Source organism: Enterobacter sp. LM3 (assembly GCF_046622475.1).
In the GTDB taxonomy this organism is placed as follows: Bacteria; Pseudomonadota; Gammaproteobacteria; order Enterobacterales; family Enterobacteriaceae; genus Enterobacter; species Enterobacter cloacae_P.
The window spans coordinates 85,925-110,721 of the sequence record NZ_JBJURN010000009.1 but is presented as its reverse complement, the minus strand read 5'-3'; the positions used below and the strand labels follow the sequence as shown (position 1 = coordinate 110,721).

The window sequence follows — 24,797 nt, the reverse complement described above, 5'->3', positions numbered from 1 at the left end:
ACCTGGCGCAGTTGCAGGTGAGGAGGAACAATGAAAATTACAGTGCTCGGATGCGGAGCGCTTGGTCAGCTATGGCTGACTGCGCTATGCAAGCACGGACACGAGGTGCAGGGCTGGTTACGCGTCCCTCAGCCATACTGCAGTGTAAACCTGATTGGTGAAGACGGAAGTATCTTTAACGAATCCCTCACCGCGAACGATCCTGATTTCCTGGCGCAAAGCGATCTGCTACTGGTCACACTGAAGGCGTGGCAGGTTTCAGATGCGGTAAAAGCGCTGGCCGCCCAGCTCCCCCCCACCTCGCCCATTTTGCTACTGCATAACGGCATGGGGACGATTGATGAACTGAAAAATATCCCTCAGCCGCTGCTGATGGCCACGACAACCCATGCGGCGCGCCGGGATGGCAACATCATCGTACATGTCGCCAGCGGGATAACGCATATTGGCCCAGCTCGTGAGCAGGATGGCGACTACAGCTATCTGGCAGACACACTGCAAAAGGTGCTGCCGGATGTCGCCTGGCACAACAACATTCTCCCTCAACTGTGGCGCAAATTAGCAGTCAACTGTGTGATCAATCCGTTGACGGCTTTATGGGACTGTCCGAACGGCGAACTGAAAAACCATCCGCAGGAAATTGCCACGCTGTGCGCCGAGGTCGCCTCAGTGGTGGAGCGCGAGGGCTTGCATACCTCAGCAGACGATTTACGCTATTATGTCGAGCAGGTAATTGATAGTACGGCAGAAAATATCTCTTCAATGTTGCAGGACGTTCGGGCGTTACGCCACACTGAGATCGACTACATCACCGGCTATCTGTTAAAACGCGCCCGCGCACACGGCATTGCGGTGCCGGAAAACGCCCGCCTGTATGACCTGGTTAAACGTAAGGAGAGTGAGTATGAGCGCATCGGCACTGGTATGCCTCGCCCCTGGTAGCGAAGAAATGGAAGCCGTCACCACTATCGACCTGATGGTGCGAGGCGGTATTGCGGTGACGACGGCAAGCGTTGCCAGCGACGGTAATCTGGCGATCACCTGTTCACGCGGGGTGAAAATACTGGCGGATGCCCCGCTGGTACAGGTGGCTGACGGTGATTACGACATTATCGTTCTTCCCGGCGGCCTGAAAGGAGCCGAGTGTTTTCGCGACAGCCCACTGTTAGTGGAAACCGTCAGGCAGTTTCACCTGTCTGGCCGCATCGTCGCGACAATCTGTGCCGCAGCCGGAACGGTGCTGGTTCCACACGATATTTTCCCGATCGGCAATATGACCGGTTTCCCGGCGCTGAAAGACCGCATTCCGGAAGACCAGTGGGTCGATAAACGCGTTGTCTGGGATCCGCGTGTCAACCTGCTCACTAGCCAGGGGCCGGGAACCGCGATTGATTTTGCGCTAAAGATTATCGACCTGCTGGTCGGGCGCGAGAAGGCGTATGAAGTGGCGTCGTCGCTGGTCATGCCGGCGGGAATTTATAATTACTACGAATAAAAGTAAAACGGCAACCACACAGGTTGCCGTTTCCAGGTTTTTCTCCCTCTCCCGTGGGAGAGGATCGGGGTGAGGGCAACATACCGCACTCCCCGGCAATGAACTACGGGCGATACACCTTCACGTTCGCAAAGCCCTGCTCACGCAGATACAGCGCCTGCAGACGGCTCATCACCCCACGCTCACACCACAGCAAATACGTTTTGCTCTGATCGAGATCGCCAAACTTCGTGCTCAGCTTGTAGAACGGCAGAGAAACCACTTCCACCCCTTCGACTTTCAGCGGTTTGTCATCCTGTTCGTCGATAGAACGGATATCCAGAATCGCATCGTTGGCACCAAAACCGCTCACGGTTTCAACTTCAACCACTTCCTGCCCGGTCTGCTGGGCAATATCGCGGATATCAATGTTGGACGCTTCCTCTACCACCTTCTCGAGGATCGCGAAATCGAAGTTCTCTTCTTCCGCTTCAATCTTCGCCTTCACCGCTTTTACGGTCGGACTTTTTGAGATCACACCGCAATACTCTGGCATGGTACGGGCAAAATCTTCGGTACCGATTTCACGCGCCAGATCGATGATATGTTCTTTATCGTGGGAGATCAGTGGGCGCAGGATCAGCGTATCAGAAACATTGTCGATAAGACGCAGGTTGGTCAGCGTCTGGCTGGAGACCTGGCCCAGCGCTTCCCCCGTCACCAGCGCCTGTACGCCGTAACGTTCAGCCACTTTGGACGCCGCACGTACCATCATGCGCTTCAGCACGACGCCCATCTGGCCGTCGTCCACTTTCTCAAGGATTTCGCCAACCACCGGCTCGAAGTTGATCGCCACAAAACGCACGCGGTGGGAGCTGCCAAAGCGGTTCCACAGGTAATGTGCCACCTGACGCACACCGATTTCATGCGCTGCACCACCCAGATTGAAGAAGCAGTAGTGTACGCGGCAACCGCGACGCATCAGCATGTAGCTGGAAACGCCAGAATCGAACCCGCCGGAGATCAGCGACAGCACGTCTTCCTGAGTGCCGATCGGGAAACCGCCAATACCTTCGTAACGGCCTTTGACCAGCAGCAGGCGATCGTTTTCGATCTCCAGATTCACGGTCACGTCCGGGTTAGTCAGACGTACGCGCGCAGTTTCCACGTGTTGGTTAAGACCGCCGCCAACGTAACGTTCCACTTCAATCGAGCTGAACTCGTGCTTGCCACGACGTTTCACGCGCACGCAGAAGGTTTTACCTTCGATCTGGTTGCGGTACTGTACCAGCGCTTTCTCGAAGATGTCGTGCATATCGCTGAACGGAACATCTTCCACTTCCAGAATATGATGAATACCCGGAATACGGGTCAGCGCGTCGCGAATATCCTGACGTTTGTTTTCGTCTTTCGCGCGAACTTCAACGTGATCCCAGTGACGCACCACGGCAAGCGTTTCGTCGTAGTGCTTTAATACGTTACGAATGTTCCCGGTGAGAATTTTAATAAAGCGCAAACGCACAGATTGGCTTTTGATGGTGATTTCAGGGAACAATTTAATGATAAACTTCATGGCGGCAATGTTTCTTAGGCAAGCTTGTTAAGGCTTGTAATGGAAAATAATATTACAGCCCACACCCGTGGCTGCATCCAGGCGCGCGAGTATATCACCATTGAGCGTTATTTGCTTCTCCGCCTGAGTCCGTTACCATGACAGGGCTAAAAATAGAAAGAGTCAAATTCACTATGCCGAAGAAGAACGACGCACCGGCCAGTTTCGAAACTGCGCTGAGTGAACTGGAGCAGATCGTCACCCGCCTTGAGAGCGGTGATTTACCGCTGGAAGAGGCGCTCAACGAATTCGAGCGTGGCGTGCAGCTGGCACGTCAGGGGCAGGTCAAACTGCAGCAGGCCGAGCAGCGCGTGCAAATCCTGCTGTCCGACAGCGAAGATGCTAAAACAACGCCTTTCACACCGGACGCCGAGTAAATGGATTTCGCCAACGAGCTTCAGGCGTGTGTGAATCGCGCCAACGACGCCCTGCGCCGTTTTATCGAGCCACAGCCTTTTCAGAACACTCCTCTGGTTGAGGCCATGCACTATGGCGCACTCTTGGGCGGAAAGCGCCTGCGTCCGTTCCTGGTCTATGCCACAGGCAAGATGTTTGGTATCAGCGATACTACGCTGGACGCCCCGGCAGCTGCCGTTGAGTGCATCCACGCTTACTCGCTGATCCACGATGATTTACCGGCGATGGATGATGATGACCTGCGTCGTGGTCAACCTACCTGCCATATCCGGTTTGGCGAAGCCAATGCCATTCTGGCGGGGGATGCCCTGCAAACGCTGGCGTTCTCGATTTTAAGCGATGCGCCGATGGTTGAAGTGAGTGACCGCGACCGTCTGGCGATGGTGTCCGAACTGGCGATGGCCAGTGGCGTCGCAGGAATGTGCGGTGGACAGGCACTGGATCTTGATGCAGAAGGGCGTCAGGTTAATCTGGAACAGCTGGAACGTATTCACCGCCATAAAACGGGGGCACTCATTCGTGCAGCCGTTCGCCTGGGCGCGCTGAGCGCAGGTGAACAAGGGCGAAAAGCCCTGCCGGTTCTGGACAGATACGCAGAAAGTATTGGCCTGGCATTCCAGGTTCAGGATGACATTCTGGATGTGGTGGGCGATACTGCAACATTGGGAAAACGTCAGGGTGCAGACCAGCAGCTTGGCAAAAGTACCTACCCCGCCCTTCTGGGCCTTGAGCAAGCCCAACGTAAAGCCCGGGACCTGATAGCGGATGCCCGCCAGTCGCTGAATCAGCTGGCTGCGCAATCCCTGGATACCTCGGCACTGGAAGCGCTAGCGGACTATATAATCCAGCGTGATAAATAAACTAAATATCTCGATGAGCCTTTGATGAGTTTTGATATTGCCAAATACCCGACACTGGCGTTAGTAGACTCCACCCAGGAGTTACGCCTGTTGCCGAAAGAGAGCCTGCCGAAACTGTGCGACGAGCTGCGTCGCTACTTGCTCGACAGCGTCAGCCGCTCCAGCGGTCATTTCGCCTCCGGGCTTGGCACGGTTGAGCTGACAGTGGCGCTGCATTACGTCTATAACACGCCGTTCGATCAGCTGATCTGGGACGTAGGTCACCAGGCATATCCGCACAAAATTCTGACCGGACGTCGCGATAAAATCGGCACCATTCGCCAGAAAGGTGGCCTGCACCCGTTCCCGTGGCGCGGTGAGAGCGAGTATGACGTGTTAAGCGTCGGCCACTCCTCCACGTCAATTTCTGCCGGTATCGGTATTGCCGTTGCCGCCGAAAAAGAGAACAAGCAGCGTCGCACCGTCTGCGTGATTGGTGACGGCGCAATCACCGCTGGTATGGCTTTTGAGGCCATGAACCATGCAGGAGATATCAAGCCGGACATGCTGGTTATCCTTAACGATAACGAGATGTCGATTTCCGAAAACGTCGGCGCACTGAATAACCATCTGGCGCAGTTGCTCTCCGGAAAACTTTACTCCTCGCTGCGTGAAGGCGGCAAAAAAGTCTTCTCCGGCGTACCGCCAATTAAAGAGCTGCTCAAACGTACCGAAGAACATATCAAAGGTATGGTTGTGCCGGGTACGCTGTTTGAAGAGCTGGGCTTTAACTACATTGGCCCGGTCGACGGCCACGACGTGCTGGGTCTGATCACGACGCTCAAAAACATGCGCGACCTGAAAGGCCCGCAGTTCCTGCACATCATGACCAAAAAAGGGCGTGGTTACGAACCGGCGGAAAAAGACCCGATCACCTTCCACGCGGTACCGAAATTTGACCATACCAGCGGCTGCCTGCCGAAAAGCAGCGGCGGTATGCCGAGCTATTCGAAAATCTTTGGCGACTGGCTGTGTGAAACGGCGGCGAAAGACAACAAGCTGATGGCGGTAACGCCTGCCATGCGTGAAGGCTCCGGTATGGTGGAGTTTTCCAAAAAATTCCCTGACCAGTATTTTGACGTGGCGATTGCCGAGCAGCATGCAGTGACATTCGCGGCAGGCCTGGCAATTGGCGGCTACAAGCCGGTTGTGGCTATCTACTCCACCTTCCTGCAACGCGCCTACGACCAGGTTATCCATGACGTTGCCATTCAGAAGCTGCCGGTACTGTTTGCGATCGACCGTGCGGGTATCGTGGGGGCTGACGGTCAAACGCATCAGGGCGCATTTGATCTGTCGTTCCTGCGTTGCATACCGGACATGGTCATCATGACGCCGAGCGATGAGAACGAATGCCGTCAGATGCTATTTACCGGCTACCACTATCAGGACGGCCCAAGCGCAGTTCGTTACCCACGCGGCAATGCCGTAGGCGTTGAGCTGCAACCGCTGGAGAAACTGGCAATGGGTAAAGGCCTGGTCAAACGTCGCGGTCAGACAGTGGCGATCCTGAACTTCGGTACGCTGATGCCGGAAGCGGCAAAAGTCGCTGAAACGCTGAATGCCACCCTGGTGGATATGCGTTTTGTGAAACCGCTCGATGAATCTCTGATCCTGAGCATGGCAGAAAGCCATGACGTGCTGGTGACGCTGGAAGAAAACGCCATTATGGGCGGCGCGGGCAGCGGCGTGAACGAGGTGCTGATGGCGAACCGTAAAGCTGTTCCGGTACTGAACCTCGGCCTGCCTGATCACTTCATCCCACAAGGGACGCAGGACGAGGCCCGTGCGGCCATCGGCCTGGATGCCGCAGGTATCGAAGCCAAAATCCGTACCTGGCTGGCATAACACCTTCCCCACTGCTCCTGTTAGACTTATTTTGTTAGCGGGAGCAGAGCGGAATTAATCAAGCCGTTGAACACATCGCCAAAGTAGCATTCAGTACCGCTCTTTAGTTATCGAGCCATCTTTTTTATTCATAATGTACTTATTATTATCAATAATAAAATTAACTTTGTCTTCATCAGAAAACCTGGCGTCAACCTTAAGAAGGTTATTTTTTTCAATACAATTCTTCTCTGATGTCATATCAGGAAAACAAAAATAATCCTCTCGCGGAGAGTCCCGCAGATACCCGCCCCCCACATCCCAGACCATCAAAACAAATTCCTGCCCGGAGGGGATGTTGTATTTTTTCTTAAGCATATCCCGCTGAGATAACCACCAGTCAATTCGTCCCCGATCCGTTAACGGGAAATGGTCAACGATAATATCATCATAATCAAATTTATCAGTACTGCGATGGACATCAATAATTTTTACAGGGTAAATATCATCCCAAAGACTAAAAGCAATCACAACTACTGCAATTGCCAGATAAATAAACCAGGATTTTTTCATAGCATTATCGCTCCGATAATTTGATACTACCCAATCGCGGATTTTAATACCACGCCTTAGTTATCGAGCCATCTTTTTTATCCATGATGTACTTATTATCACCAATAATAAAATTAACTTTGTTTTCATCAGAAAATCTGGTATCGACTGCAAGGAGTTCGTTTTTTTCAATACAGTTCTTCTCTGATGTCATATCAGGAAAACAAAAATAATCTTCTCGCGGAGAGTCCCGCAGATACCCGTCCCCCACATCCCAGACCGTCAAAACAAATTCTTGCCCGGAGGGAATGCTATATTTATTCTTAAGCATATCCCGCTGAGATAGCCACCAGTTAATTCTCCCCCGATCCGTTAACGGGAAATGGTCAACGATAATATCATCATAGCCAGGGCGATCAGTACTGCGATGGACATCAATGATTTTCACAGGATAAATATGATCCCAGAAACTAAAAGCAATCACAACCAAAACAATCGCCATATAAACAAACCAGGATTTTTTCATATCATTATCGCTCCGATAATTTGATACAGCCCAATCGCGGCTTTTAATACCGCGCCTTAGTCATCGAGCCATCTTTTTTATCCATGATGTACTTATTACCACCGATGATAAAATTAACTTTATTTTTATCAGAATACCTGGCATCAACCTTAAGAAGTTTATTTTTCTCAATACAGTTCTTCTCTGATGTCATATCAGGAAAACAAAAATAATCTTCTCGCGGAGAGTCCCGCAGATACCCCTCCCCCACGTCCCAGACCGTCAAAACAAATTCCTGCCCGGAGGGGATGTTATATTTTTTCTTAAGCATATCCCGCTGAGATAGCCACCAGTTAATTCTCCCCCGATCCGTTAACGGGAAATGGTCAACGATAATATCATCATAGCCAGGGCGATCAGTACTGCGATGGACATCAATGATTTTCACAGGATAAATATCCTCCCAAAGACTAAATATAACCACAACCACCGCAATCGCCATATAAACAAACCAGGATTTTTTCATATCATTATCGCCCCGTCAGTTTTACAGAAGCCTTGAAGTTCGTCACAAAAGGTTTAAATGAAAAGCAGTTATATCGCTGAAGAACAAACCATATCCGAAAAAACCTGAAGCTTTGGTATAGTTTTTTAGTAATATCTTCTCGCCCCAGGCCAAAATGATCCTGAGCTTCAAATAATATGTCCGCCTCCCACCCTATCTGGTATCTTCTAAAATTAAGCATAACAATTCTCTGGAAATAGATATCATGGATGGTGATCCCCATTCCGTTGAATCGGTCCTCGAAATCATTAAACTTAGGCAATGTCGTTCTCGATATTTCTGTTTTTACATCCCAAATAAAATTCCGACTACCAACTTGTTTACGCCTGTCACTGACATGTTTATTAATTACATCCCTGATAACACCGAGCGTAGTATCTCTATATTGCTTTGCTCTAAGAAGGTCAGAAAATGCTCTGTTGAGTAACGCGTTATAGCCAAAAGGTCTGCCATCTCCATGTTGAAAATGGTTAATCATCTCTCCAATTAAATTTTTATATTGCCCGGAAGCAAACAACCCTGATAATTCCCTCATTTCATCAAAAAGTATACTGGCGCATTCATCAGGGGTAATGCGTTGATCGTCTTTAGGGGAATACCCGGTAATAAATGGATAGCTAACGTTATCTTTGAAGGTCATCCTATAGGGATCGACTATAGTCGAAACATCGTTTAACCCTAATGATTGTAATTCTAAAGCAGACAGATCACTATGCCGCATATCATCTGTACTTGCATCATTAAATCGATTTTTTGTCTGAAATAGTATTTCGCAAGGAAAATTCATGTGGTACATACTCATCCCTCATAGTATACGAACCAACAATCCTATAACTTACATCCTCATTCCACGAATATCATACGCCAGACGGCAAGATAAAAAAATAACAAATAAATTAAATGGAAAAAATCATACAAATAACATTCACGCAATAAATAACCTCTCTCCAATATATCCATTAACCTAATTAAATTTGCGTTACGTTTTTTCAAGGAGATACGTAAATAGCCAGAAAATGCACATCATTATTCTGGACGGTAGGGTTATCACCGTTCGCAGTCAATAAAAGACTAAGCAGAAGTGGAGAATACCGAACTTCATTACCTTCCACCTTACGACCCTAACCTGAATCGGATAGAGCGAATGTGGAAGTTAATGAATGAGCATGCCCGGAACAATCGTTATTTCAGTTATCCGCGAGAATTCAGAGATGAAACCTGAATCTTGAGGTTACATGGGGATGTATTAAACAGGACCGGCTCTAATTTAGGCAAAATGATCGTACCCTTTCCAGTCAAGTATCACTGGCGCGCCGTTACGAACAAACTGCAGCCCTTCGCTCTCAGGCATAATCTGCCCGATGCAGGTAAATTTCGTGCCAAGGTGGGCTAACGCCACATCCAGCGTCCCGCGGTTAAGCTCAGGGACGGTAAAGCACAGCTCGTAATCTTCCCCACCGGACAGCGCCCAGCGCAGGGCCTGCTCAGCGTCAACGTGACGGAGAAGTTGCTCTGATAGCGGGAACAGATCCAGGTCAACACGCGCCCCCACACCACTGGCCTTGAGAATATGGCCGAGGTCGGAGATAAGCCCGTCAGAGAGATCGATAGCCGAACTGGCGCGTTCACGCAGTGCCTGCCCCTGTAAAATACGTGGCGTTGGTCGCAGATGGCGTTTCAACAGATACGCCGCGTCGTCAGCATCTGCAACCGTTAAGCGATCCTGAAGAATCGCCAGCCCCGCCGCACTGTCGCCCGGCGTGCCGGTCACGTAGATCCAGTCACCCGGTTTTGCACCCGAGCGCTTCAGCGCGCGTCCAACCGGCACATAGCCGTGGATCGCAAGCGTCATCGACAGCGGCCCGCCGGTTGTATCACCACCAATCAGCTGCATATCATAGTAGTTAAGCTGCTCAAACAGCGCATCGCTGAAAGCTTCAAGCCAGGTTTCATCGACATCTGGCAGGGTTAAAGCCAGCGTTAACCACGCGGGATCGGCCCCCATCGCGGCCAGATCGCTCACGTTAACCGCCAGCGCTTTATACGCCAGATCGGCAGGATCGATATCAGGTAAGAAATGACGACCGCACACTAAGGTGTCGGTGCTGATTGCCAGCGTCTGTTTTTCAGGAATATTGAGAAGTGCGCAGTCATCGCCAATGCCGGTTTCAACATCAAGACGAGAGGTTCTGACACGGTCAAAATAACGGGCAATCAGGGAGAATTCGCCGCAAGCCATACGTTATGCCTCAGCAAAGAAAAGAAAAAACCGGAGCCGCACTGCCGCCAGGGCAATGCGAGACTCCGGTTTGCGGATCACTTTTTGTGGGGACGGATCGCAGGTGCGGCTTTATCCAGCACGCCGTTAACAAACTTGTGGCTGTCTTCAGCACCGAAGGTTTTTGCCAGTTCGATCGCTTCGTTGATGGCCACTTTGTACGGCACATCATCACGTTTAGACAGCTCAAACAGCGCAATACGCAGCACTGCTTTTTCCACCTGGCCCAGCTCTTCGAGCAGACGGGACAGGTATGGTTTCATCAAACCATCGAGATACGCGCTATTAGTCGCCACTCCCGACAGCAGTTCACGGAAGTACAGAACGTCAACGTCTTTCACGTCCTGTTCTGACAGGAACTGGTATTCAACATCAGCGATGTCGTTCTGGGACAACTGCCAGGAGTAAAGTGCCTGGACGGCACATTCACGGGCGCGGCGACGAGCAGCAGGTTTCACGGAATTCCCCTTACAAAAAAATCAGGCCTTGATGGCTTTCAATACATTGATCATTTCAAGCGCGGTCAGTGCAGCTTCTGCACCTTTGTTACCGGCTTTGGTGCCAGCACGTTCGATGGCTTGTTCAATACTTTCGGTGGTCAGCACGCCAAACGCGACAGGAATTTCAGCGTCCTGTGCAACGTGTGCCAGACCATTGCTTGCACCGCCCGCAACGTATTCGAAGTGCGCAGTGCCGCCGCGAATAACGGTACCCAGCGCAATCACCGCGTCGTACTTACCGGTTTTTGCCAGCGCACCCGCTGCCAGAGGCAGTTCATAAGCACCTGGAACCCAAACAACAGTAATGTTGTCATCTTTAACCTGGCCGATACGTTTCAGGGCGTCAATCGCACCTTCCAGCAGGCTGTCGTTGATGAAGTTGTTGAAACGCGCAATGGTGATGGCGACGCGAGCGTCCGGGGTAGCTACAGCAGCTTCAATAATGTTCATACTCTTCCTTTACGGGTTCATTTAGCCCCGCAGGGGGGCGGATTTTATCATAATACTTTGCGCACTGCTTCCCTATTTCAGGAGCAATTACGCTGTCGTTAAATGGAGGCAAACATCCGGGCCAACAGGACGTATCTCGCTAAATTTGAGTTGTGGGGCATCAGCCAGTTTTTCAAGGCCAGGCAGCACAAACAGGCCGCGAGCATCGCTACCTAACAGTTTAGGCGCAACATAGACAACCAGTTCATCCACCAACCCCGCCTGTAACATCGCGCCAGCCAGCGTCGGGCCCGCTTCTACCCAGATGCTGTTTACCTGTTGTTTGCCAAGTAACATCATCAGCACCACTAAATCGAGGTGCCCGTTGTGTTCCGGCACCATAATGCTGCGCACACCGTCTGGCCATGCCCGCGGATCCTCCTGCGTGCGGGCAAACCAGGTTTCACCCGGTTGCTGGACGATGCGGTGCTCAGGCGTCACACGGTTCTGGCTATCAATGACAATACGCAGCGGCTGGCGCAGGTTCTCCTGCGGATAAAGCGCCTGGGTATCGGCATTTAGCTCATTCCAGCGTACGGTCATAGCCGGATCGTCAGCCAGAACCGTTTCACTGCTGGTGAGAATAGCATGGCTTTGCGCGCGCAGACGTTGCACATCGCGCCTTGCCTGCGGGGAGGTGATCCACTGGCTTTCACCGTTCGCCATCGCCGTGCGACCATCCAGCGAGGCTCCCAGCTTAAGTTGAATATACGGGAATCCGGTGCGCATACGCTTCAGGAAGCCTTTGTTAATGGCTTCCGCGTCGCCCATCATTAGACCGTGACTGACGTCGATCCCTTCCTGCTGCAGACGGTACAGCCCGCGTCCGGCGACCTGTGGATTGGGATCCTGCATCGCCGCAACCACACGCGAGACACCCGCCGCAATCAGCGCTTCGCAGCACGGCGGCGTCCGCCCATGATGGCTGCATGGCTCAAGCGTCACGTAGGCTGTTGCACCGCGCGCTTTTTCGCCCGCCATACGCAAGGCATGCACTTCGGCATGCGGTTCGCCCGCGCGATAGTGGAACCCTTCGCCCACAATCTCGCCATCTTTCACGATAACGCAGCCGACGTTCGGGTTGGGATGAGTGGTAAAACGTCCACGCTGCGCCAGCTTCATGGCTCGCGCCATGTAAATCTCATCCTGCATGAGTTTAATCCTGTAAGCGGGCGATCTCTTCGCCGAACTCTTTGATGTCTTCGAAACTGCGGTATACGGAAGCAAAGCGGATATAGGCAACTTTATCGAGCTTTTTCAGCTGTTCCATCACCAGATTGCCAATCATTTTGCTTGGCACTTCGCGTTCGCCGGTTCCACGCAGGTGAGATTTAATATGGTTTAGCGCCATTTCAACGTCGTCAGCACTGACGGGACGTTTTTCCAGCGCCTTGAGCATCCCGCTACGCAGTTTCTCTTCGTTGAATGGCTCACGCACATCGTTACTTTTTACCACCCGTGGCATTACCAGCTCTGCGACCTCAAAGGTCGTGAAGCGCTCGTTGCACACCAGACATTGCCTACGGCGACGTACAGAAGACCCTTCGCCCACAAGACGAGAATCGATGACTTTGGTATCCACAGCGGAGCAGAATGGGCAATGCATACGGTATCCCTGTTATCCGGTTAACTGACTTTCATTTTACCCTGAACTGGCCTGACAACAAAGGAAGAGCTTTTTGAGACAAAGGATCTATGTCTGACGGGATCCAACTGGCTACCATTACGGAGATCCGTTATTTCAAGGAAATAAACGCAATGACAAGACGTTATCTAAGAATTCTCCTGGTGGGAAGCCTCTTCACCCTTAGCGCCTGCGCACAGCAAACTGAAGTCCGCCAGATGAAACAAAGCGTGAATACGCTTAATACGGCAATGGACAAACTGAACAAAGAGACGGTGAAGATCACCCAACAAAACGCACTGAATGCAAAATCCAGCCAGGGCGTTTACCTGCTGCCCGGAGCCAATACGCCCGCGCGTCTCAATAGCCAGGTTGGCACGCTGAAAATGTCGCTGGTCAACGTTGCGGCGAATGCCGATGGTACTCGCGCAACATTGCGCATTCAGGGCGAATCAAACGATCCGCTCCCGGCATTTAGCGGCACCGTAGAGTGGGGGCAGATTCAGGGTACTACAGAGAGCTATCAGGAAATTAACGTGAAAAACCAGCTATTCACTGCCCCGGCCAGCATACTGGCTCCGAGTGATGTTGATATTCCACTCCAGTTGAACGGCCTCACACCGGAACAATTAGGTTTTATTCGCATCCACGATATCCAGCCCGTCGCGCAGTAACCTCCCCTTTTTTAGCGGAGTGCAATGTCACTCCGCTAACATTTACATCCCGCAAAGATTGGCAACATAAATGTTTGCCGTTACAATCCCGCCGTCTAAAGTACGCAAACGTGAACGCAATCGATTACGTGCGTGAGAGAACTGTGAAACAACACATATTTTTGTGAGCAGGGATTCCTATAATAGGCTCCGCAGAAACACGAAATATTTAGAAACGCAAATCGCGCATTTTTCACTCCCGGAAGGGAATTTCAATCAGTGGCATGATTATGAAAAAAACATTACTTGCAGCCGGCGCAGTGCTGGCACTTTCCTCCTCTTTCACTGTTAACGCAGCGGAAAACGACAAACCACAGTACCTCTCCGACTGGTGGCACCAGAGCGTTAACGTAGTCGGCAGCTACGACACCCGTTTCGGACCACAGATCCGCAACGATACCTACCTCGAGTACGAAGCATTTGCCAAGAAAGACTGGTTTGATTTCTATGGCTATGTGGATCTGCCGGTCTTCTTCGGTGGTAACACCGATGCGAAAGGTATCTGGAACAACGGTTCCCCACTGTTCATGGAGATCGAACCGCGCTTCTCCATCGACAAACTGACCGGTACCGATCTGAGCTTCGGTCCGTTCAAAGAGTGGTATTTCGCGAACAACTACATCTACGACATGGGTCGTAACGATTCTCAGGAACAGAGCACCTGGTACATGGGTCTGGGTACGGACATCGACACTGGTCTGCCGATGAGCCTGTCCATGAACATTTACGCGAAATACCAGTGGCAGAACTATGGCGCATCCAACGAAAACGAGTGGGATGGCTACCGCTTCAAAGTGAAATACTTTGTGCCAATCACCAAGCTGTGGGGCGGAAACCTAAGCTACATCGGCTTCACCAACTTCGACTGGGGCTCCGATCTGGGTAGCGACAACTTCTACGATAATAACGGCAAGCACGCGCGCACCGGCAACTCTATCGCTTCCAGCCACATTCTGGCACTGAACTACGATCACTGGCATTACTCTGTTGTGGCGCGTTACTGGCACAACGGTGGTCAGTGGAACGACGACGCAAGCCTGAACTTCGGCAACGGCGACTTCAACGTACGCTCTACCGGTTGGGGTGGTTACCTGGTCGTAGGTTACAACTTCTAATCAGCGCGGGGCTGTGCGGGCTGATGCCCTCACCCTGCCCCTCTCCCACAGGGAGAGGAACAAACACGACAAACGGCAACACACGTTGCCGTTTTGCTTTTACCTTGCCACCCGGTTTTTTACTGCTTCACCTTGCGCAAAAAATCCGCCAGCGAACGATCCGCGCTCTCGCTAAACCGTCTCTCCGTCTGCACAATATTGAGACATCTGTCGAGCCGGAAACAGCGGTAATCGTCGCGCCGCTCACACCACGCCGCCAGCAACCAGCGCTCTCCCCAGAAGAACAGCCCCAGCGGCTGAACGTCGCGCTGTGAGAGCTGCCCGGCATCATCCCGATAATGCAGCGCAAGCACCCGCTGGGCTGAAATCGCCTGATGAATCATGTCAAAATCGCTGCGGGAGTGGTTTTGCACGCAAAAATCCGGTGCATAAATACGCGTCTGCTCCGCCTTTCGACGGCTCTCTTCCGGCAGGATCGCCAGTACCTTTTCCTGCGCGGACTCCAGCTCACGCGAAAGTGACTCCCCGCCCCAGGTTTTAAGCAGGCGGATCGCCACCATCAACGCCTCAGACTCCTTGCTTGTCAGCATCAGCGGTGGAAGATCAAAACCCGACATCAACCGGTATCCGCTCCCCGCCTCACCTTCCACCGGCACACCAGAAAGCGACAGGTCACGGATATCACGGTAAACCGTACGCTCAGAAATCCCCAGCCTGTCCGCCAGATGCGCTGCCGTTGTCAGCCGCCGGCCCCGCAGGATCTGCACAATCTGAAACAAACGGTCAGCGCGTCGGGTCATATTTTTTTCAGCTCTCAGGCGGGTTGATGAAGGCCGACACGATTACCTTCGCTGTCGGTAAACAGGGCAATGGTGCCAATACCGTGTGGCAACACCAGCGGGCCAAACACGCACTCACCACCTGCAGAAGCAATACGATCGAGCGTAGCCCCCAGATTGTCAGTATGCAGGTAAATAATAGCGCCCTGTTGAGACGGTGTAATGCCGTCAAATTTTGCCAGTGCGCCGCCGGTAACCGGATCTTCATGCGGGAAAACCGCCAGCTCAGCACAATCCATTTTTTCACGACGAAGAGTAACCTGCATTACCGGCTCATAAAATTTGATGGCGCGATCCATATCAGCGACCGGAATTTCAAACCAGTTAATAACGCTTTTCATACATCCTCCTGCCTGTTGTTTGGGTTCAGAAGGAGTCTACGACAGGGCTCCTGACAGCATACTGTCAGGAGTGTTTGTCAGGAGCAGACAAAAAAAATCCCGGCCAACAGACCGGGATTTTGATAACGCGAAAGACGTTGCCTTACGGCAGAATTGACGGCTGATCCGCCCCTTCTTTTTCGACTTTCTGCTGCAGCAGATGCTCACGCTTCATGCCGAGTTTCAGCGCCAGCGCGGATGCCACATAGATAGATGAAGCCGTACCGATAGACACACCGATTAACATGGTCAGCGAGAAACCTTCCAGCACCGGGCCACCGAAGAGATACAGCATCAGGATAACCATCAGAGTGGTACCGGATGTGATAAGCGTTCGGTGCAGCGTCTGGGTCAACGACACGTTAAAGATTTCGTACGGCGTACCGCGACGGATCTTACGGAAGTTTTCACGAATACGGTCAGATACGACGATACTGTCGTTCAGTGAGTAACCGATAACGGACATCAGGGATGCCACAATCGTCAGGTCAATCTCAATGTGGAACAGAGACAGTACGCCCATCGTGATCACCACGTCGTGCGCCAGGGCGATAACCACCCCCGCCGCCAGTCGCCACTCGAAGCGGAAACCAACGTACACAAGGATGGAGATCAGCGCCACCAGCAGCGCCATCGCACCGGTCTGCGCCAGGTCAGCACCCACGCTCGGGCCAACAAACTCAATACGCTTAACCGTCGCATTCTGGCTGGTCGTTTCGTTAATCACGCTAACGACCTTGCTGCCCAGCTCCTGGCTGCCGTTGGCATCGTGCACCGGTGGCATACGCACCATGATGTCGCGACTGCTACCAAAGTTCTGCAACAGTGGCTCTTCAAAGCCCGCTTTCTGCAGAGACTGGCGCATCTGGTCCATATCGACCGGTTTTTCCAGGGTGATTTCAATCACCGTACCACCGGTGAAATCAAGACCCCAGTTAAAACCTTTCACGCCCATAATGACGATGGACAGAATCAGCAGTAAACCTGAAATGCCGAAGGCCCAGTAGTCCCAGCGCATAAAGTCCCAGACTTTACGGCCGTGGTTCAATTGTTCAACAGTATATTCCTGTGCCACAACGCACTCCTCAGATAGACAGCTTTTTGACGCGCTTGCCGCCGTACAGCAGGTTCACGATGGCACGGGTGCCGACAATAGCGGTAAACATCGACGTTGCAACACCGATACCGGTAGTAATTGCAAAGCCTTTGATCGCGCCAGTACCCACTGCATACAGGATAAGAACCTTAATCAGTGTTGTTACGTTCGCATCGAAGATGGAGCTGAACGCGCCTTTATAGCCTTCGTCGATCGCCTGCTGGATAGAGCGACCGTTGCTCAGTTCTTCTTTGATACGTTCGTTTATCAGTACGTTGGCGTCGACCGCCACCGCAAGGGTGAGGACGATACCTGCGATACCAGGCATGGTTAGCGTCGCCCCCGGCAGCAGGGACATAATACCGATGATCATCACCAGGTTCGCCACCAGCGCAGAAGTCGCAATCAGGCCAAACTTCTTATAGAAGAAGATCATGAAGAGGATAGACACCACCAGACCGGCCAGACACGCTTCCAGACCCTGCTGGATGTTCTGCATACCCAGGGTTGGCCCAATGGTACGTTCTTCAACAATCTGAATTGGCGCAATCAACGCACCAGCACGCAGCAGCAGAGAGAGCTGACGCGCTTCGTTCGGGTTGTTGATACCCGTGATACGGAAGCTGTTACCCAGACGAGACTGGATGTTGGCGATGTTAATCACCTCTTCCTCTTTCACCAGCACTGCACGACCGTTGGCATCTTTCTTACCGCTGTCTTTGTACTCCACAAACAGGGTCGCCATCGGTTTGCCGATGTTGTCCTTGGTGAAGTTAGACATGATGTTACCACCCGCGCTATCCAGCGAGATGTTAACCTGCGGCTGGTTGTACTCATCCTGGCTGGAGGTGGAGTCGGTGATGTGATCACCGGTCAGGATCACGCGTTTGTACAGCACAACTGGCTGACCTTCACGCGTCTGCTTCACTTCAGAGTCACCCGGAATACGGCCTGCGGCAGCCGCTGACTGATCAACGTTAGAGTTAACCAGACGGAATTCCAGCGTCGCGGTTGCGCCCAGAATCTCTTTCGCACGCGCAGTATCCTGAATACCTGGCAGTTCAACCACAATACGGTCAGCACCCTGACGCTGTACCAGCGGTTCAGCCACGCCCAGTTGGTTTACACGGTTACGCAGAATGTTGATGTTCTGCTGAACAGCATATTCGCGCGCTTCTTTCATACGCGCGTCGGTCATTACCGCGCGCAGCTGGTTGCTGCCCTGAGAGGTAATCACCAGATCGCGGTGGCGTTGAGTCAGGTAATCTACAGCCTGATCGCGTGCCGCACTGTCGCGGAACGTGATGCTCATACCGTAGTTATCTTCTTTACGCACGGTGGTATACGCAATGCCTTTTTCACGCAGATCGCTGCGCAGGCTATCGATATTCTGTTCCTGCAGTTTGCCAAGCGCAGTGTCCATATCCACTTCCATCAGGAAGTGAACACCGCCACGCAGGTCAAGACCGAGTTTCATTGGTTCTGCATTCAAAGCAGCCAGCCAACGCGGAGTTGCAGGAGCAAGGTTCAGCGCCACGACATATTTATCACCCAGCACGCCCATCAGCGCTTCACGAGCGCGGAGCTGCGTGTCGGTGGTGTCGAAGCGAGCAAGAATCGCGCCCCCTTCCAGTGCCACAGACTTAGCGGTAATTTTTTCTTCTTGTAACGTTTTCTGGACCTGGATCAGCGTTTGCTCACTGGCGGCGACACCGCGCGCGCCAGTGATTTGAACAGCCGGATCCTCACCATACAGGTTGGGAAGCGCGTACAGCAGGCCGACGAGAATCACGACGACCAGCATGATGTACTTCCACAAAGGATAACGGTTTAACACGGCAGTTCCCTTTGGGAAAAGTTGGGATTACAGCGCCTTCATGGTGCCTTTCGGCAGAACGGCAGCTACGAAGTCACGTTTGATAACCACTTCAGTGGTGTCGTTCAGAGCGATAGCAATGTAGCCGTTGTCAGCTACTTTGGTCACGCGGCCCACCAGGCCACCATTGGTCAGCACTTCATCGCCTTTCGCAATGGAGCTCATCAGGTTTTTGTGCTCTTTGGTACGCTTCTGCTGTGGGCGCAGGATCATGAAGTAGAAGATCAGACCGAACACAACCAGCATCAGAATCAGAGACATCGGGCTGCCCTGCGCCGGAGCACCTGTTGCCGCTACCGCATCAGAAATAAAAAAGCTCATTCAAATTCCCTCATTATTAAAATTAATCAACGTTCAAAGGTGGAACATCCCGCCCCTGACGTTGGTAGAAATCGGTCACGAAGCTCTCTAATTTACCCTCTTCGATAGCCTTACGTAAACCAGCCATTAAGCGCTGATAATAACGAAGATTATGAATGGTATTGAGACGCGCGCCTAAAATCTCATTGCAACGATCGAGATGATGCAGGTACGCACGAGAATAATTGCGACAGGTATAGCAATCGCACCCGGAATCGAGCGGGCTGGTGTCACTCTTATGCTTCGCGTTACGGATTTTCACCACGCCATCGGTAACGAACAGATGACCATTACGCGCGTTACGGGTCGGCATTACGCAGTCGAACATATCAATGCCGCGACGTACGCCTTCCACCAGATCTTCTGGTTTACCCACGCCCATCAGGTATCGTGGTTTATCCGCTGGGATTTGCGGGCAGACATGCTCCAGAATGCGATGCATATCTTCCTTCGGCTCACCCACAGCCAAACCGCCGACAGCGTAGCCATCAAAACCTATCTCTACCAGACCTTTAACGGAGATATCACGTAAATCTTCGTAAACACTGCCCTGAATAATGCCAAACAGCGCATTTTTGTTCTGCAGGGAGTCGAAACGGTCACGGCTGCGCTTCGCCCAACGCAGAGACATTTCCATAGAGCGTTTGGCGTAGTCCCAGTCCGCCGGGTATGGCGTACATTCATCGAAGATCATGACGATGTCGGAGCCGAGATCGTACTGAATCTCCATCGATTTTTCAGGATCGAGGAAAATCGGATCGCCGTTGATCGGGTTACGGAAGTGCACACCTTTTTCGGTGATCTTGCGAATATCGCCCAGGCTGAAGACCTGGAAACCGCCGGAGTCGGTCAGAATGGGGCCTTTCCACTGCATGAAGTCATGCAGATCGCCGTGCAGCTTCATGATCTCCTGACCAGGACGCAGCCACAGATGGAAGGTATTACCGAGGATAATCTGTGCGCCGGTGGCTTCAACTTCTTCCGGCGTCATCCCTTTTACGGTGCCGTAAGTGCCCACAGGCATAAACGCGGGGGTTTCCACCACGCCGCGATCAAACACCAGGCGACCGCGACGCGCGCGACCGTCGGTGGTATCGAGTTCAAATTTCATTTCTCTTCCTTTGTGCCAGAAAAACAGTCCGACACATTATTCAGTGTCGCGGACTTATTCCCCGACACGCTCATTCAAAGCCTGCGGATTGTACGTGATAAACATCGCGTCCCCGTAGCTAAAAAAGCGATATTTTTGTTCTACCGCAGACTTGTAGGCAGCCATCGTGTGCTGATAACCCGCAAATGCGGAAACCAGCATAATCAGTGTCGATTCAGGCAGATGGAAGTTGGTCACCAGTGCATCAATCACGTTGTACTGGTAGCCCGGGTAGATGAAGATCTGCGTATCGCCGAAAAACGGCTCGATAAGCTCGTTTTTAGCGGCCTGCGCGGCACTCTCAAGTGAACGGACTGACGTGGTACCGACAGCGATAACGCGGCTACCGCGAGCTTTCGCGGCCAGAACAGCGTCCACCACGTTCTGAGGTACTTCGGCATACTCAGAGTGCATGATGTGATCTTCAATGCTGTCCACGCGCACTGGCTGGAAGGTTCCTGCGCCCACGTGCAGCGTCACGAAAGCCATCTCCACACCTTTTGCACGCAGTTTTTCCAGCAGCGGCTCATCAAAATGCAGGCCTGCGGTTGGGGCTGCCACCGCGCCAGGCTTCTGGCTGTAGACGGTTTGATACAGCTCCCGGTCGGCCTCTTCGTCCGGACGCTCAATGTATGGCGGCAACGGCATGTGGCCGATGGTGTTCAGGATATCGAGCACCGTACGCTCATCATCGAACGCCACTTCAAACAGCGCATCATGGCGCGCGGTCATGGTCGCTTTGATGCTCTCATCATCGCCCAACAGCAGCTCAGCACCCGGTTTCGGAGCCTTAGACGCGCGAATATGTGCCAGAATACGTTTATCATCGAGCATACGTTCGACCAGCACTTCAATCTTACCGCCGCTGGCTTTACGGCCAAACAGACGCGCCGGGATCACGCGGGTATTGTTAAAAACCAGCAGATCGCCAGGGTTGAGCTTGTCGAGCAAATCGGTGAAAGTACCGTGCGTCAGCGCGCCCGTAGGCCCATCCAGTGACAGCAAGCGGCAGCTACTGCGCTCAGGCATTGGATAGTGAGCAATCAGGGATTCAGGTAATTCAAAGGAGAAATCGGCGACGCGCATGACGTATACTCGTGACTTAAAAACAGGCGGCATAGTCTAGTGCTCACACTCTTTTGCTGCAACAACTAGCCGCCCCCGGACAGATAAAACGCATGAATTTTCTCGCTCACCTGCATCTTGCTCACCTTGCTAACAGCTCCCTTTCCGGTAATTTGCTGGCCGATTTCGTGCGCGGTAACCCCGCAGAGTCGTATTCCCCTGAGATTGTTGACGGGATCTTTATGCACCGCCGCATTGACGTGTTAACCGATAATCTGCCGGAAGTGACGGAAGCCAAAGCGTGGTTTCGCCCCGAAACGCGCCGCGTAGCACCGATCACGCTCGACGTGATGTGGGATCATTTCCTGTCACGCCACTGGGCGCAGCTTTCGCCGGAAATGCCGCTACCCGAGTTCGTACACTATGCCCACGCGCAGGTGTCGATCATTTTGCCGGACTCGCCACCGCGATTTGTGAATCTGAACAACTATCTGTGGTCAGAGCGCTGGCTGGAACGTTATCGTGAGATGGATTTTATCCAGAACGTGTTGAACGGAATGGCGAGCCGTCGTCCGCGTCTTGATGCGCTACGTGATTCATGGCATGACCTGGATGAACACTACGACGCGCTGGAAACGCGCTTCTGGCAGTTCTACCCGCGCATGATGACGCAGGCGAAAAACAAACAGCTCTGAATACACGTCATCCTTTAAGCCGCCTCTACGTTGGCTACGCCTGCTCACCCCGGGAGCTTACTTAAGTAAGCTCCCGGGAATTCCCGCTTTGATGCAACTTGAATGATTTTGTGTATAGAAAGAGCATTGATAGGCGAAAGCTTGCTGAACGATTGTCAGTGCCTCTTTGTCTTATTGATGGACACTCTCTATACTGGCCGCGTTGCGTTCCAAATAACCTTAGTATCTACAGGAGAATCATATGGTTCTGGTAACTCGTCCGGCTCCGGATTTTACAGCTGCAGCAGTTCTGGGCAACGGTGAAATCGTTGAAAACTTCAACTTCAAACAGCACACCAACGGTAAAGCGACCGTTCTGTTCTTCTGGCCAATGGACTTCACCTTCGTTTGCCCGTCTGAACTGATCGCGTTCGACAAACGTTACGAAGAATTCCAGAAACGTGGCGTAGAAGTGGTTGGCGTCTCCTTTGACTCTGAATTTGTACACAACGCATGGCGTAACACCCCTGTCGACAAAGGCGGCATCGGTGCGGTGAAATACGCAATGGTTGCGGACATCAAACGCGAAATCCAGCAGGCTTACGGTATCGAACATCCGGACGCTGGCGTTGCGCTGCGTGGTTCCTTCCTGATCGACGCGAACGGTATCGTTCGTCACCAGGTTGTGAACGATCTGCCGCTGGGTCGTAACATTGACGAAATGCTGCGCATGGTTGACGCGCTGCAGTTCCACGAAGAGCACGGCGAAGTGTGCCCGGCTCAGTGGGAAAAAGGTAAAGAAGGTATGGCTGCATCTCCGGAAGGCGTTGCTAAATACCTGACCGAGAACGTATCCAGCCTGTAATCGGCACGGTGTACGAAGAAGGCCCGCAAATGCGGGCCTTTTTGTTTAGAACGCGAAGCAAGAACAGCCTAACACGCCCCAGAACGCCTGCTCATCCGATACCGGAATATCCGACTGACGGGCAATCCCATGCGCGTGACCGTGCACCCCACAACTGCCAATGCACTGGTGCATCTGTACCACCGCACCCACTTTACTCGCCACTGGCGGTGCAGAGCGGTAATGTCCAGGCACTTTCACCACCGGTGACCACTCCGGTACAACCGAGATTGGCGGCGGTGACAGCGGGCTGAAATGTCCTGCGGCATATACCACTTTACCGTCGACCACCGTCAGCACCGATTCAATGCCCTTAATGTCCTCTTCCGGCACGCTGAAATAGTCTTTCGACAACACCACCAGATCCGCCAGCTGTCCTTCGACCAGACGGCCTTTTTTGCCCTGCTCGCTGGAGAACCAGGCGCTGCCTGCAGTCCACAGCTCCAGCGCAACATCGCGCGGCAGACGGTTATTGTCGTCGTACATCGCCAGCCCGCCCACGGTACGGCCAGACACCAGCCAGTAGAGCGCCGTCCACGGGTTATAGCTCGCCACGCGTGTGGCGTCCGTACCTAACCCTACCGGCACATCCAGCTCCAGCATTTTCGCCACCGGCGGGGTATGCTTCACCGCCTCTTTGCCGTAGCGGTCAACAAAATACTCGCCCTGGAAGGCCATACGGTGCTGCACCGCAATCCCACCGCCAAGGGCTTTAACTCGTTCGATATTGCGCTCGGTAATGGTTTCCGCGTGGTCGAAGAACCAGTGCAGGCCGTTGAACGGAATATCACGGTTCACCTTCTCAAACACATCCAGCATGCGGCTGATCGATTCGTCGTAGGTAGCATGCAGACGGAACGGCCAGCGGTTTTCCACCAGATGGCGTACCACGCGTTCCAGCTCGTCTTCCATACCTTCCGGTAAATCCGGACGCGGCTGGAGGAAATCTTCAAAATCTGCCGCCGAGAAGACCAGCATCTCACCCGCGCCGTTGGCCCGGTAGAAGTCTGTCCCCTGACCCGGCTTAAGCATATCGGTCCAGCGTTCAAAATCTTCCAGCTCCTGCTTCGGCCGCTGGGTAAAGAGGTTATAGGCGATACGCACCGTCATCTGCTCTTTGGCGTGCAGTTCAGCGATCACTTCATAATCTTCCGGGTAGTTCTGGAAACCACCACCGGCATCAATGGCGCTGGTCAGCCCCAGACGGTTCAGCTCACGCATAAACTGACGCGTCGAGTTTACCTGCTGCTCAATGGGCAGTTTCGGCCCTTTCGCCAGCGTAGCGTAGAGGATCATCGCATTCGGTTTGGCAATCAGCATCCCGGTTGGGTTACCGTTGTTATCGCGTACAATCTCCCCACCCGGCGGGTTGGGCGTCTCTTTGGTGTAGCCGACTGCTTTCAGTGCCGCGCGGTTGAGCAGTGCACGGTCGTAAAGATGGAGTACAAACACCGGCGTGTCAGGTGCGGCCTCGTTGAGTTCTTCGATAGTCGGCATCCGGCGCTCGGCGAACTGGAACTCGCTCCAGCCGCCAACCACCCGTACCCATTGCGGTGACGGTGTACGATCGGCCTGATCTTTCAACATGCGCAGTGCATCCACCAGTGATGGCACACCTTCCCAGCGCAGCTCCAGGTTGTAATTCAACCCACCGCGGATCAAGTGCAGGTGCGAGTCGTTCAGTCCAGGGATCACCGTGCTTCCCTTTAAATCGACGACCTGCGTTCCCTGCGTCGCATAGCTCATGATGCGATCGTGGTTGCCCGTGGCAAGGATCTTGCCGTTGGCGATCGCCACCGCTTCCGTAAGCGGATTTTCGCGATCGAGTGTGTGGATCTTACCTTTGGTTAAGATCAGTGTGGCAGTGTGAGACATAACGTACT

General features: G+C 52.7%; 27 protein-coding genes and 1 pseudogene. 10 read left to right on the top strand and 18 right to left on the bottom strand.

What is annotated here, in order from left to right; translation table 11 throughout:
* The first annotated feature begins 30 nt into the window (after positions 1 to 30).
* Complete coding sequence (gene panE, locus ACJ9N4_RS12135) at positions 31 to 942, top strand: 2-dehydropantoate 2-reductase (protein WP_182919493.1); 912 nt, start codon at positions 31 to 33, stop codon at positions 940 to 942.
* Positions 905 to 1,495, top strand: a complete 591-nt coding sequence (gene yajL / locus ACJ9N4_RS12130) for a protein deglycase YajL (protein ID WP_182273938.1) — start codon at positions 905 to 907, stop codon at positions 1,493 to 1,495. The genes panE and yajL overlap by 38 nt, the downstream gene beginning before the upstream one ends.
* Before the next feature lie 103 nt (positions 1,496 to 1,598).
* Here the strand turns inward: yajL and thiI are convergent, their stop codons facing one another.
* Positions 1,599 to 3,047 (bottom strand): tRNA uracil 4-sulfurtransferase ThiI, encoded by a 1,449-nt coding sequence (gene thiI, locus ACJ9N4_RS12125; RefSeq protein WP_182273937.1) that lies wholly within the window; start codon positions 3,045 to 3,047, stop codon positions 1,599 to 1,601.
* 173 nt (positions 3,048 to 3,220) lie between these two features.
* Here thiI and xseB point away from each other — a divergent pair, with 173 nt between their 5' ends.
* The 3 genes from xseB to dxs are packed head-to-tail and all read left to right on the top strand — an operon-like array spanning position 3,221 to position 6,250.
* Positions 3,221 to 3,463: an exodeoxyribonuclease VII small subunit gene (gene xseB, locus ACJ9N4_RS12120; protein WP_008503331.1), complete on the top strand. Its 243-nt coding sequence runs from the start codon at positions 3,221 to 3,223 to the stop codon at positions 3,461 to 3,463.
* Positions 3,464 to 4,363, top strand: coding sequence for a (2E,6E)-farnesyl diphosphate synthase (gene ispA / locus ACJ9N4_RS12115; RefSeq protein WP_182273935.1), 900 nt, complete (start codon positions 3,464 to 3,466; stop codon positions 4,361 to 4,363). It abuts the gene before it with no gap.
* A gap of 24 nt (positions 4,364 to 4,387) precedes the next feature.
* On the top strand, positions 4,388 to 6,250 hold the full coding sequence (dxs, locus tag ACJ9N4_RS12110) for a 1-deoxy-D-xylulose-5-phosphate synthase (protein ID WP_182919492.1): 1,863 nt from the start codon (positions 4,388 to 4,390) through the stop codon (positions 6,248 to 6,250).
* A 90-nt stretch (positions 6,251 to 6,340) separates the two neighbouring features.
* Here the strand turns inward: dxs and ACJ9N4_RS12105 are convergent, their stop codons facing one another.
* From ACJ9N4_RS12105 to ACJ9N4_RS12090, 4 genes are read right to left on the bottom strand one after another with little or no spacing between them, the layout of a single operon-like run.
* Positions 6,341 to 6,802, bottom strand: a complete 462-nt coding sequence (locus tag ACJ9N4_RS12105) for a DUF943 family protein (protein WP_182919491.1) — start codon at positions 6,800 to 6,802, stop codon at positions 6,341 to 6,343.
* A 43-nt stretch (positions 6,803 to 6,845) separates the two neighbouring features.
* A complete protein-coding gene (locus tag ACJ9N4_RS12100) occupies positions 6,846 to 7,307 on the bottom strand; it encodes a DUF943 family protein (RefSeq protein WP_182919490.1) in 462 nt (153 codons plus the stop codon).
* A gap of 43 nt (positions 7,308 to 7,350) precedes the next feature.
* The gene (locus ACJ9N4_RS12095) at positions 7,351 to 7,812 is read right to left on the bottom strand and encodes a DUF943 family protein (RefSeq protein ID WP_182919489.1); all 462 of its coding nucleotides are present in this window, start codon (positions 7,810 to 7,812) and stop codon (positions 7,351 to 7,353) included.
* A 4-nt stretch (positions 7,813 to 7,816) separates the two neighbouring features.
* Positions 7,817 to 8,647, bottom strand: coding sequence for a DUF3289 family protein (locus ACJ9N4_RS12090; RefSeq protein ID WP_182919488.1), 831 nt, complete (start codon positions 8,645 to 8,647; stop codon positions 7,817 to 7,819).
* 211 nt (positions 8,648 to 8,858) lie between these two features.
* Between ACJ9N4_RS12090 and ACJ9N4_RS12085 the strand changes: the two are divergent.
* Positions 8,859 to 9,061, top strand: a pseudogene (locus tag ACJ9N4_RS12085) (transposase); the annotation flags it as partial.
* 57 nt (positions 9,062 to 9,118) lie between these two features.
* Here ACJ9N4_RS12085 and thiL read toward each other — a convergent pair.
* The 5 genes from thiL to nrdR all read right to left on the bottom strand — a co-directional run bounded on the left by thiL (position 9,119) and on the right by nrdR (position 12,724).
* Positions 9,119 to 10,090, bottom strand: a complete 972-nt coding sequence (thiL, locus tag ACJ9N4_RS12080) for a thiamine-phosphate kinase (RefSeq protein WP_182919487.1) — start codon at positions 10,088 to 10,090, stop codon at positions 9,119 to 9,121.
* A gap of 77 nt (positions 10,091 to 10,167) precedes the next feature.
* Positions 10,168 to 10,587, bottom strand: coding sequence for a transcription antitermination factor NusB (gene nusB / locus ACJ9N4_RS12075; RefSeq protein ID WP_006809908.1), 420 nt, complete (start codon positions 10,585 to 10,587; stop codon positions 10,168 to 10,170).
* 21 nt (positions 10,588 to 10,608) lie between these two features.
* Positions 10,609 to 11,079 (bottom strand): 6,7-dimethyl-8-ribityllumazine synthase, encoded by a 471-nt coding sequence (ribE, locus tag ACJ9N4_RS12070; RefSeq protein ID WP_006176874.1) that lies wholly within the window; start codon positions 11,077 to 11,079, stop codon positions 10,609 to 10,611.
* A gap of 87 nt (positions 11,080 to 11,166) precedes the next feature.
* Positions 11,167 to 12,270, bottom strand: coding sequence for a bifunctional diaminohydroxyphosphoribosylaminopyrimidine deaminase/5-amino-6-(5-phosphoribosylamino)uracil reductase RibD (ribD, locus tag ACJ9N4_RS12065; protein ID WP_182273927.1), 1,104 nt, complete (start codon positions 12,268 to 12,270; stop codon positions 11,167 to 11,169).
* Between the two features lie 4 nt (positions 12,271 to 12,274).
* On the bottom strand, positions 12,275 to 12,724 hold the full coding sequence (nrdR, locus tag ACJ9N4_RS12060) for a transcriptional regulator NrdR (RefSeq protein ID WP_182273926.1): 450 nt from the start codon (positions 12,722 to 12,724) through the stop codon (positions 12,275 to 12,277).
* A gap of 152 nt (positions 12,725 to 12,876) precedes the next feature.
* On the opposite strand from nrdR, the gene ACJ9N4_RS12055 reads away from it, so the two are divergent.
* Both ACJ9N4_RS12055 and ACJ9N4_RS12050 read left to right on the top strand, forming a co-directional pair.
* On the top strand, positions 12,877 to 13,416 hold the full coding sequence (locus tag ACJ9N4_RS12055; RefSeq protein ID WP_196390911.1) for a DUF3251 domain-containing protein: 540 nt from the start codon (positions 12,877 to 12,879) through the stop codon (positions 13,414 to 13,416).
* 269 nt (positions 13,417 to 13,685) lie between these two features.
* Positions 13,686 to 14,570 (top strand): nucleoside-specific channel-forming protein Tsx, encoded by an 885-nt coding sequence (locus tag ACJ9N4_RS12050; RefSeq protein ID WP_182273924.1) that lies wholly within the window; start codon positions 13,686 to 13,688, stop codon positions 14,568 to 14,570.
* Between the two features lie 119 nt (positions 14,571 to 14,689).
* Here the strand turns inward: ACJ9N4_RS12050 and ACJ9N4_RS12045 are convergent, their stop codons facing one another.
* The 7 genes from ACJ9N4_RS12045 to queA all read right to left on the bottom strand — a co-directional run bounded on the left by ACJ9N4_RS12045 (position 14,690) and on the right by queA (position 21,357).
* Positions 14,690 to 15,370, bottom strand: a complete 681-nt coding sequence (locus ACJ9N4_RS12045; protein ID WP_182273923.1) for a helix-turn-helix transcriptional regulator — start codon at positions 15,368 to 15,370, stop codon at positions 14,690 to 14,692.
* A gap of 14 nt (positions 15,371 to 15,384) precedes the next feature.
* Positions 15,385 to 15,750, bottom strand: coding sequence for a VOC family protein (locus ACJ9N4_RS12040; protein ID WP_182919483.1), 366 nt, complete (start codon positions 15,748 to 15,750; stop codon positions 15,385 to 15,387).
* A 142-nt stretch (positions 15,751 to 15,892) separates the two neighbouring features.
* Positions 15,893 to 16,864 carry a protein translocase subunit SecF gene (gene secF, locus ACJ9N4_RS12035; protein WP_163281376.1) on the bottom strand — a complete coding sequence of 324 codons (972 nt, stop codon included), beginning with the start codon at positions 16,862 to 16,864 and terminating at the stop codon, positions 15,893 to 15,895.
* A 10-nt stretch (positions 16,865 to 16,874) separates the two neighbouring features.
* A complete protein-coding gene (secD, locus tag ACJ9N4_RS12030) occupies positions 16,875 to 18,722 on the bottom strand; it encodes a protein translocase subunit SecD (protein WP_182273921.1) in 1,848 nt (615 codons plus the stop codon).
* A gap of 27 nt (positions 18,723 to 18,749) precedes the next feature.
* Entirely contained in the window at positions 18,750 to 19,082 is a 333-nt protein-coding gene (yajC, locus tag ACJ9N4_RS12025) for a preprotein translocase subunit YajC (RefSeq protein WP_182273920.1), read from the bottom strand.
* 22 nt (positions 19,083 to 19,104) lie between these two features.
* Entirely contained in the window at positions 19,105 to 20,232 is a 1,128-nt protein-coding gene (gene tgt, locus ACJ9N4_RS12020; protein WP_182273919.1) for a tRNA guanosine(34) transglycosylase Tgt, read from the bottom strand.
* Between the two features lie 54 nt (positions 20,233 to 20,286).
* On the bottom strand, positions 20,287 to 21,357 hold the full coding sequence (queA, locus tag ACJ9N4_RS12015) for a tRNA preQ1(34) S-adenosylmethionine ribosyltransferase-isomerase QueA (protein WP_182273918.1): 1,071 nt from the start codon (positions 21,355 to 21,357) through the stop codon (positions 20,287 to 20,289).
* Between the two features lie 92 nt (positions 21,358 to 21,449).
* Here queA and acpH point away from each other — a divergent pair, with 92 nt between their 5' ends.
* The gene (gene acpH / locus ACJ9N4_RS12010) at positions 21,450 to 22,031 is read left to right on the top strand and encodes an ACP phosphodiesterase (protein WP_182273917.1); all 582 of its coding nucleotides are present in this window, start codon (positions 21,450 to 21,452) and stop codon (positions 22,029 to 22,031) included.
* A gap of 241 nt (positions 22,032 to 22,272) precedes the next feature.
* Positions 22,273 to 22,875: a peroxiredoxin gene (locus ACJ9N4_RS12005; protein ID WP_182273916.1), complete on the top strand. Its 603-nt coding sequence runs from the start codon at positions 22,273 to 22,275 to the stop codon at positions 22,873 to 22,875.
* A gap of 45 nt (positions 22,876 to 22,920) precedes the next feature.
* Here the strand turns inward: ACJ9N4_RS12005 and ACJ9N4_RS12000 are convergent, their stop codons facing one another.
* Positions 22,921 to 24,789, bottom strand: coding sequence for an amidohydrolase (locus tag ACJ9N4_RS12000; RefSeq protein ID WP_182919482.1), 1,869 nt, complete (start codon positions 24,787 to 24,789; stop codon positions 22,921 to 22,923).
* Between the last annotated feature and the right edge of the window lie 8 nt (positions 24,790 to 24,797).